This window comes from Muricoccus nepalensis (assembly GCF_006438825.1).
GTDB classification, from domain to species: Bacteria; Pseudomonadota; Alphaproteobacteria; order Acetobacterales; family Acetobacteraceae; genus Roseomonas; species Roseomonas nepalensis.
The window spans coordinates 1-9,067 of the sequence record NZ_RCZP01000081.1 but is presented as its reverse complement, the minus strand read 5'-3'; the positions used below and the strand labels follow the sequence as shown (position 1 = coordinate 9,067).

Genomic DNA, 9,067 nt, shown 5'->3' with positions numbered 1-9,067 from the left:
GCGCGGATGGAGAGCCGGGCAAGATCGGTGTTGAAGGTCTGCAGCGCGGCCGGATCGCCGGCCGCGCCGCTCAGGAGCGGGGCGTCCTGGGCCACGTAGGCCGCCCAGGCCGCGGCGAAGGCGTCGTAGAGCCGCCGCTCCCCCGGGGAGGAGATGAGGGCCTCGTAGCGCGCGCGCAGCGCCTCGATGTCCGTGGCGAAGCCCGCCCGGCGACGAAGGGCATCGGCCCGGACCTCCGGCTCCGAGGTCATCAGCACCCGGGCGCCGTTCAGGCGGACGTGCGAGGTGGCGAAGCGCAGCTCGCCCAGGACTCGCACGGAGGGCAGCCAGCGGTCGCGGATCTCGACGGCCGCGGTGTTGACCTGGCGCAGCTGCCAGCCCGCGAAGCCGCCGAGCGAGGCCAGGGCGAGGAAGGAGAGGCCGAACGCCGCAATCAGCCGGTTCCTCAGCGAGGAGCGCAGGGCGGGCAGGGCCGGGAAGAACAGCATGGGGGATCTCATCCGACGGTCGGCTGGCAAGGGATGGCGCGCCGTCCACGCCGCGCCGCACGCTGGGCCGATTGCGCTAATTTTTCCTCAAGCCGCCTTGGAGAAGCGCTCCGGTGCGTTTCGTCTAACGCTCCGAAGGTTTCGGAGCGGGATCGCAGCAAGAGGCGCCCCGAATGGATCCTGGCTCCACGATCTAATCTTCCGCGCGAGGTAATTCGAAGAAAAAGGCGCGCAGCGGAAGCGCGGGGAGCAAGCAGTGAGTTTTTATCTCCGCATTATCACCGCGCTTATTTAACAAAAAGCAATCGTCTCACCAATGGAAGAAGGATCAGGTTTTTAAACTGACCTGAACTTTCTGATTCAACTAACATCCTGCGCCCGGGCGGCTCGGCTTCTTAGGCGTATCCCCGGCGCGGAGGATGCGTGCCCTATGGTGCTTGCTACCACGCAGGACGCAGCGCAGACCTCGCCCCCGGTGGGCCGGGACGTCCCTGGGCTGCCCCGTCTGCAACTGGCCACCATCCTCCTCGGCCTCGTCCTTGCCGCGGTGATCCCGGCCCTTCTTCTCGGCTACCTCGCCGTGTGGAAGGGGGTTGAGGCGCGGCGCGAGGCGGCCGAGGGCCGCCTTGGCGACACGGCTCAGGCTCTCTCCCTGGCCCTGAACAGCGAGATTGGCCGCTACATCACCCTGGCGTCCGTTCTTGCGTCGTCCAACGCTCTCGATGGACCCGCTCCCGACCTCGCTCGCTTCGAGGCGGAGGCCCGTCGGCTCTCCGAGAAGATGAGCACGGCCGTGGCTCTCATCGAGGTCGCGAGCAACGCGATGCCCGTCAACACCGCCCTGCCCGCCGGCGAAGCCTCTCGCCTGACGGCGGTGACCGATTACCGAGAGGCGATCGTCTCCCGGCGGCCGGTCGTCACCGACCTCGTCCCCGGCCCCGTCCTGAGAGGGCCGACGATCGGCGTCGCCGTCCCGGTCGAGCGGGAGGGATCGGTTCGCTACGTCGTCGCCGTCCGGATGGTGCCGGAGCAGTTCCGGAGCCTCCTCGCCGCGCAGGGGTTACCATCGGACAGCTTTGCCGCGGTGACGGACGCCCGCCACCATGTCGTCGCCCGGTCCGATGCCGACCATGAGCGCCTTTTTGGTCGCCCCATCCCGCTGGCGAACGCCCAGCGCTTCGCCAATCAAACGGCGGGCCTCTACCGCGCACCGGCCCTGGATGGCGTCGAGCGCATCTTCGCGTTTCGCCGGATCGCGGCGGCGCCGGGATGGACGGTCTTCGTGGCCCACGCCGCCACGTCCTTCGACCGCGCAAGCCTCGAGCCGGTGTGGGACCTGCTCCTCGGCAGTGCGGCTGCCCTGGCGTTTGGTGGCGCCCTCGCCTTCGTCGTGGGGCGCAGCATCGTGCGGCCGATCGGCCAGTCGCATCGCTACGCCGCCACGCTCGCGCAGGGCCGGGCCAGTGACCGGGCCGCCAACCTTCCGGCCGCTGCCGTGCGCGAGATCGAAGCCCTGCGGCGCGGCTTCGCGGAAGCGGAGGCGGCCATGGCCGCCCGCGACGCCGAGCGCCATGAGCTCCTGGCGACGATCGACCTCGGCGCCTTCATGACGCGCGACCTGCAGGGCCGCATTCTGCACTGGTCCGCGGGCTGCGAGCGCCTCTACGGCTGGACGGCGGCCGATGCCGTCGGGCGCGTCGCGCAGGAACTTCTCGAAACGCGCTACCCCGTACCCCTGGGGGAGATCGAGGCAAGGCTGGTGCGGGATGGCGAGTGGACCGGCGATCTGCGCCACCGCCGGGTGGACGGGCGGGAGGTGGTGGTCAACGCGCACAAGGCCTTGCACCGGCACGAGCGCGGCCAGGAGACCGTGCTGGAGACCCTCACCGATGTCACGGCACAGAGGGCGGTGGAGGCGGCGCTCGTCAGGAGCAACGAGGAGGCCCGGACCGCGGCGGAGCAGGTTGGCCTGGCTCTCGCCGCCGGCGCCATCATAGGCACCTGGAACTGGGAACTGCCCACCGACCATTTCACGATCGACGAGCGCTTTGCCGAGAGCTTCGGGATCGACCCCGCCCTGGGCCGGAGCGGGTTGTCGCTCGAGCAGATCATCGCGCACGTCCACCCCGACGATCTGCCCGGGCTGCGCGCGGCGATCTCGGAGGCGCTCGCGCGCGGCGGCCGCTACAGCCACGAGTACCGCGTGCGGGGACAGGACGGCACCTACCGGTGGCTGGAGGCGAACGGCCACGTGCATCTCGCCGAGGACGGAACGCCGCTGCGCTTTCCCGGCGTCCTTCTCGACATCGAGTCACGGCGCGCGCTGGAAGCCGAGCGCGATCGCGTGGCCTCGCTCGTGAAGGCCTTCACCGAGGCCGTGCCGGGCGTGGTCTACGCCAAGGACCTGCAAGGCCGCATGCTCATCGCCAACCAGGGCGTGGCGGCGATCGCCGGCAAGCCTCTGGGTGAGATCATCGGCCGGACCGATGCCGAGTTCCTCGATGACAAGGCCCAGGGCGAAGCCATCCGGGCCACCGACCGGCGCATCATACAGAGCGGCGTCGCCGAGCAGGTGGAGGAGGAAGTCCACCTTCCCGGCGGTCACCCGACGATCTGGCTGTCCACGAAGGCCCCTTTCCGGAACGAGGCGGGGGAGATCATCGGGCTCATCGGGTCCTCGCTGGACATCACCGACCGCAAGCGGGCCGAGCAGGCGCGCGCGCTGCTGGTGCGCGAGGTGGACCATCGTGCGAAGAACGCGCTTGCTGTGGCCCTGTCGCTCGTTCGGCTCGCCCCGAAGACGGACGCGGCGGCGTTCGCCGCCGGCGTCGAAGGCCGCATTGCCGCGATGGCCCGCGCCCACTCCCTCCTCGCGGACGAGCGCTGGGGCGCGGTAGCCCTTCGAGCGCTCGCGGAGGGCGAGCTCGCCGCCTACCCGGGGCGCGTCAGCCTGTCGGGACCGGAAGCGCGGCTGGCCCCGGACGCCGTGCAGCCCGTGGCGATGATCCTCCACGAGCTCGCCACCAACGCCGCCAAGTACGGCGCGCTCTCGACGCCCAGCGGGACGGTGCAGCTGGCCTGGAGCTTCGGGGAGGGCGAAGGCGGCTTGCGGCTGCGCTGGGTCGAGAGCGGCGGTCCCACGGTGATCGCGGCCCCGACCCGTCGCGGCTTCGGATCGCGCCTGCTCGCCTCGCTCGCGGAACGGCAGCTCGGGGGGCGGCTCGGGACCGAGTGGCCGGCCGACGGAATGCGGGTGAGCCTTGATCTGCCGGCGCAGCACGCCGCGCCGGTGGCGGCGAGCACAGGGCCGGATCGAGCCATCCTGGTGCCGGTGGCCGCCCCCTCCCCGTCCCGGCCAAGCGGCACGCGGCGCCGCGTCCTCGTGGTCGAGGACGAGACCCTGATTGCCATGGAACTTGAGACAGCCCTGGAGGAAATCGGACTTGAGGTCGTCGGGCCCGCCCAGAACCTGACAGACGCCCTGCGCCTGGTGCGGGACGAAACGGAGCTGCACGCGGCGGTGCTCGACGTAAACCTCGGCGGCGAGGATCGGGTGTTCCCGGTTGCCGATATCCTCCTGACCCGTGGCGTGCCCATCGTTTTTGCGACGGGGTACGGGAGCGCGCAGAACCTGGACGGGCATGACGCCGACGCGGTCGCCGTCCTGCGCAAGCCCTACCCACGCCAGGTCCTCGCCGTCGCCCTTCAAGAGGCGCTGGGCCGGCACGATGCGCCGGAATTGGAGTGACGATTGATATCTGACATCCGTCGTCCTGACTCCGGCTATCCGCAAAGGTGTTCACCTTAGGCGATGATGGCGACCGTGCTGGGCGAGTATCTCAATCGGGCGCGGCCCGAGCGAGTTCGTCCGCTGCTCAGGCGAAGCATCGTTCGGACGAGCGAGGGATCCAGTATCCACGGTCACCTTGACGGATAGTGGGTGTTGACCGCGCGTCATAAGCGCCACCTCCCTCATCACCCGCCGCAGTCCCTCAAGCCGTGCCTGCTGGACCTTGTCCCGACGGCTGCTATCCTGCCGCGCGAGCAACACGGAGGCCGCAAGTTCGTCGGTGTTTGATGGCCATCTGAACCTCGCTGACGGCCGTCGAAGTCTCGTCTACGGGATGCGAGAGGGCGCGCTGGTCCACGTGCAGGACCTCACGGACGAGCGCAATGGGCTTCGTTGCGGCTGTGTCTGCCCGGACCCTGGTTGCGGAGCGAGGCTAGTTGCCCGGCGCGGTCACCGGACGCCCCACTACGCGCACTGGTCGTCCCGTATGCGCGAGGGCGACAGCGCCGAGGTGCCACCCGGCTGCAACGGGCCGGAAACCGCGTTGCATCGCCTGGCCAAGGAGGTCGTGGTGTCCGAGCGCCGCCTCCGCCTCCCGCACCACGATGTTCGCCTTCCGCCACCCAACCAGCGCTTCTCCCGGCTCGTCCGAATGCCTCGGGAGGTTGTCTTCGAGAGCGCCGTGGCGGAAGTCTCCGTCGACCGCCTTCGGCCCGACGTCCTGGCAACCTTCCGCGGAAGGCCCTTCTGGGTAGAGATTCGCGTCCGCCACGCCGTGCCGCCGGAGAAGCTCGCCGACATCCGGGCCGCTGATCGGACGGCAATCGAGATCGATTTATCCGGCCTGCCTCTCGACGCCGACCGCTTCGCCATCCGGGACGCTGTCCTGGACCCCGAGCTCGTGACCTGGCTCCACCACGCCAAGCTCAACGCCGCCGTCGCGGAGCTCGAGGAGAAGCTCTGTGCCGATCGGGCGCGACGGGCCGCGAAGAAGGCCTGCGCGGAGCAGCAGGCCCGGCTTGCCGACCGCCGGGCCGTGACCCGGATCCGCGAGGTGGTGGGCCTGCCCTGGCGAGAAGCGCCGCCCAGCGCCGAGGAGGTGCGGGTCAAGGCGGCGGGGTTATCGCCCCTGATCGACCGCCACATGCGCGGCTCGGCCTGCTTCATCGTCCCGCCCCGCGCCTGGCAGTCGAGGGTGCTTTGCGAGACCTTGCTGAACCGCTTGCCCTGGGAGCCCATCCAGCCCGGCCCGTTGCTCGTCTCCCTGGTGAGAGCGGGCATGCTGAAGCCTGGCATGCTGCGCCAGGACGACGTTGCCCGGCGCGACCTCCTGACCTCAGCCGTGGACGGCTACCGCGATCCGGCGGAGACGCTCCGGGCCTACCTCGATGCGCTGGCGGACAAAGGCCTGCTGCGAAGCCGGAGCGGGATTCTCTTCCCGGTGGAGGCCGCTCGGAGCCGGTCCCTCGAGCGCGAGCGGCGCGCCGTCCTTGTGCAGCGGAGCTTCGACGATGCGGCCGCCAAGGCGAGGAACGGGATGCTGGACTTCCGGGAGTGGATGGCCGCGCCGGTACACAACGGTCGCAGCCCCCGCGAGATGTTGGACGCAGCCGCGGCCGAGTGGAGCGCCTTCGCCAGCACCCTTCAGAGCGCCGTGTCCATGCTCGACCCCGCGGCGGAGCCGTGATGCATCTCCGAGGTGATGCGCGACGTCACCCCTGAGTGTGAAGGACCAAGCGGGAGCGCCGTGGACGAAGCAGGCGCTGCCTACAATTTCTCCCGTGACCAGCCCGGCGCACTGCTCGTCAGCACTTCCAGAGCGCGACTCAGTGATCGGAATCGGATGTTCTTGCCAAAGCCGCTGGCGCCACCCTCCGCAACCTTCGAGGCAATGCTTCGCAGGCAATCGAGAGCGCCTTCACCGAGGTCAATTTCATCCTGCGCAAATCCTCCAATCGCAACGTCGAAGACCTGCGGCGCGCGATCGGAACCGCTCTCCCGCCGTCTACGCTAGCCGATTGCGCCCACCTCTTCAGCGCCGCAGGCTAGAAGTCCGAATAAACGGAGGCTGCTCAAAAACTCTCAGGATTCGACAGCGAGATCATCAAGTGACTGCCAGATCACGCCGCCGAGCGACTGCTTCCGAAGCTGTATACCCATCGAGAAGCCCTGCTACATATTTGTCGAAATAGCCTCTGCCAAACTGACGTGCAGGCCCCCTCAAATTCTTCGTCAATGACCGCCAGTCGTGCCTCAGATCGCTTCCAGCCTTTTGTCGCAGCCCGCGCATCATCCAGCACCTTCTGGTACTCAGCTTCGGCGATAGCGGATCCAGCGGCCCGCTTAGCGCCGATCTCTCCGGAAGTGTTGAGTTGTTGAAGTCCTCGCCACTCATCAAGATCCGCCTGTGCCACATGGGTCCACGCTCGCCGGGCTTGCTTGCGCAACCTGACCGTCTCGCGCCAAGCTTGCTCCCGGTCTTCTGAGATCACTCGATAGCCGTTGTGCTGACCGACCTCCGTGGCAGAAAGCATCTTGGCGAGGTCGGAAGCCCTGATGCGGACAATCCTGTCTTTACCCAACTGTGCTGGGAGACGGTCTTGCTTGATGCAGAAGGCTAGAAACAGGCGTGAGCGGCCAAAAAAAGTTTCCGCCTCGGCTAGGTTCAGCAACAGATCGGGATCAACCGGAAAGGAGGCGGAAAGTTCGCTGCCGACATTTGGCGCTGCGCTCTGTGTGTAGCCCTTCAGCCTTAGTTCGGCTTCTGAAAGCCTGAAAGTGTCCGGTCGGCGTAGGCCAACTGATGCTAACACACCCGACTCGGGCTCTCCATAGTTCGTTATCATAACGATAAGGTTGCTATAGGAGGTCCGCCTGTCACGTAACGATTTCGTTATCATGAGAGGTCGATTCACGAGTGCGATGAGCCACCTGCAGGAGCTGGCATGAAATATCGGCGTGTTGACCGTCCCATGTCAGCATGAGGTAGACGAATGCAACACCATTCATGTCGGCGAGTGTTGAAGCGTAGCGCTTATCTACCTTGTTCAAGCGGCGCCTGTGCTTCGCTGAGGCAAAGAAGCGTTCCGAGACCTGGCGCTCGAGCAGCAGCGCGAGCCTCTCTATGGCCCCTTACGCAGCCGTGCAACTTCAACCTTGACCAACTTCCACCTTGACGCCGTGCGCCTCCGCGGCGCTGTCGGAACGACCGCCCGTGTGATCTTGACCACGACGCGAAGCTGATAGTTTCACCCGTGCTCCCCAACCGCCCCGACAAGACGACCGACTTCAATGAGATCATCCGTCCTCGCCTTGTTGATATGCACCATCAGGTACCTCAGCGTGTCGACCGCCAAGTGAATCGCCCTGTTGCTTGCGTTTGGCTCCGCCCTGTCTGGACCGGCAGCCAGCGCTAAACCTGCCGTTGCAGGGTCACCCACGGCGGCATGTCGTTGAGCATCAGCACCACGGCGCTTCGGTCTCAGGGATGTAGCGCAAGCCTTTGCACACTTCCCACAGGCTTTATCCGGAAAGAGGCCACAGCAGGCCTAAGAACACCTTACAGAACCGCCTGATTTGGCTGAGGCAGACCATAGCGAAGGCGAGTGTCGTGAAGGCCAAGTGGATGTCGGCGCGGTGCTCGTATCGGATGGTCAGGCGGCGGTAGCGGGCGAGCCAAGCGAAGGTGCGCTCTACAACCCAGCGGTGTCGTCCGAGATGGGTGCTGCTCTCAATCCCACGGCGCGCGATGCGTGGGATGACGCCGCGGGCACGGCATTCCTGGCGGCAGCGGCGATGGTCATAGGCCTTGTCGGCGTGGAGCTTGCCCGGCCTGCGCCGAGGGCGGCCACGCTGGCCGGTCCGGATCGGCGGCACGGCGTCCAGGGTCGGGGCCAGCATACGGCTGTCGTGGCGGTTGGCGCCGCTGAGCGTCAAGCCAAGCGGCGTACCACGGGCGTCCGTGACAAGGTGGCGCTTGGTGCCCGGCTTGCCGCGATCCGTCGGGTTCGGTCCGACTTCCGTGCCCCCCTTTTGGCTGCGATGCTGGCGCTGGCGAGCGCCGCCCGGCGCCATTCGATCTGCCCGGCTGCCTGCAGGCGCTCCAGCTAAGCCCGATGCAAGGCAGCCCAGACACCGGCTTCCTGCCAGTCCCGGAGCCTGCGCCAGCAACTCATCCCAGAGCCGCACCCCATCTCAGAAGGTAGCATCTCCCAGGGCAGGCCGGACCGCAGCACGAACAGAATGCCGGTCAGCGCCGCCCTGTCGGGCAGGCGCGGCCGCCCACCTTTCGGCTTGGGCCGCTCCCGCGGCAAAAGCGGCTCGATCGCCGCCCAGAGATCATCCGGAACCAGGGGCTTTGCCATGCTCCCCAAAACGCTCAACAGCTGGTTTCATTAAGTGCTCTTAGAATGACAGCATCGAGCAGATGGTTGATCGTGGGGCCCTCCAGGTGCATCGACGGTCTGCACCATCCAAGTCTGGCGGGCACACCTAGTGCACTGACCCAGACGGAGGATTCACAGCGAGCTGGGGCGGTGGAATGCTCCGGGCATGGCCCAGACCGTCAGTGTCATTGTTGGATCCGAGGATCGTGCCCGCCTGGCTGAGATCATCGGCGACCGGAACCGCTCGCTCAAGCATACGCAGCGGGCCAACATCATTCTGCTGTCGGCCAAGCGGCTACCGGTCCTGGAGGTGGCCCGCCGCGTGGGTGTGAGCCGCCCTGCGGTGTGGCGCTGGCAGCGGCGCTACGCCGAGCAGGGCGTCGATGGTCTGATGCGCGACAAGA

The 9,067-nt window shown here is 67.3% G+C and carries 5 protein-coding genes and 1 pseudogene; 3 read left to right on the top strand and 3 right to left on the bottom strand.

Features of this window, described 5'->3' with window-relative positions:
* The coding region (locus EAH89_RS29885) for an MCP four helix bundle domain-containing protein (RefSeq protein ID WP_194152379.1) at window positions 1–488 on the bottom strand (488 nt) is incomplete at its 3' end.
* A 430-nt stretch (window positions 489–918) separates the two neighbouring features.
* Between EAH89_RS29885 and EAH89_RS29880 the strand changes: the two genes are divergently transcribed.
* Complete coding sequence (locus tag EAH89_RS29880) at window positions 919–4,236, top strand: PAS domain-containing protein (protein WP_140887663.1); 3,318 nt, start codon at window positions 919–921, stop codon at window positions 4,234–4,236.
* A gap of 613 nt (window positions 4,237–4,849) precedes the next feature.
* Window positions 4,850–5,965, top strand: a complete 1,116-nt coding sequence (locus EAH89_RS29875) for a hypothetical protein (protein ID WP_140887661.1) — start codon at window positions 4,850–4,852, stop codon at window positions 5,963–5,965.
* A 433-nt stretch (window positions 5,966–6,398) separates the two neighbouring features.
* Here the strand turns inward: EAH89_RS29875 and EAH89_RS29870 are convergent, their stop codons facing one another.
* Complete coding sequence (locus EAH89_RS29870; RefSeq protein WP_140887659.1) at window positions 6,399–7,178, bottom strand: hypothetical protein; 780 nt, start codon at window positions 7,176–7,178, stop codon at window positions 6,399–6,401.
* Between the two features lie 622 nt (window positions 7,179–7,800).
* Window positions 7,801–8,642: pseudogene (locus EAH89_RS29865) on the bottom strand (IS5 family transposase).
* A 187-nt stretch (window positions 8,643–8,829) separates the two neighbouring features.
* On the opposite strand from EAH89_RS29865, the gene EAH89_RS29860 reads away from it, so the two are divergent.
* The coding region (locus EAH89_RS29860) for a helix-turn-helix domain-containing protein (RefSeq protein ID WP_140887658.1) at window positions 8,830–9,067 on the top strand (238 nt) is incomplete at its 3' end.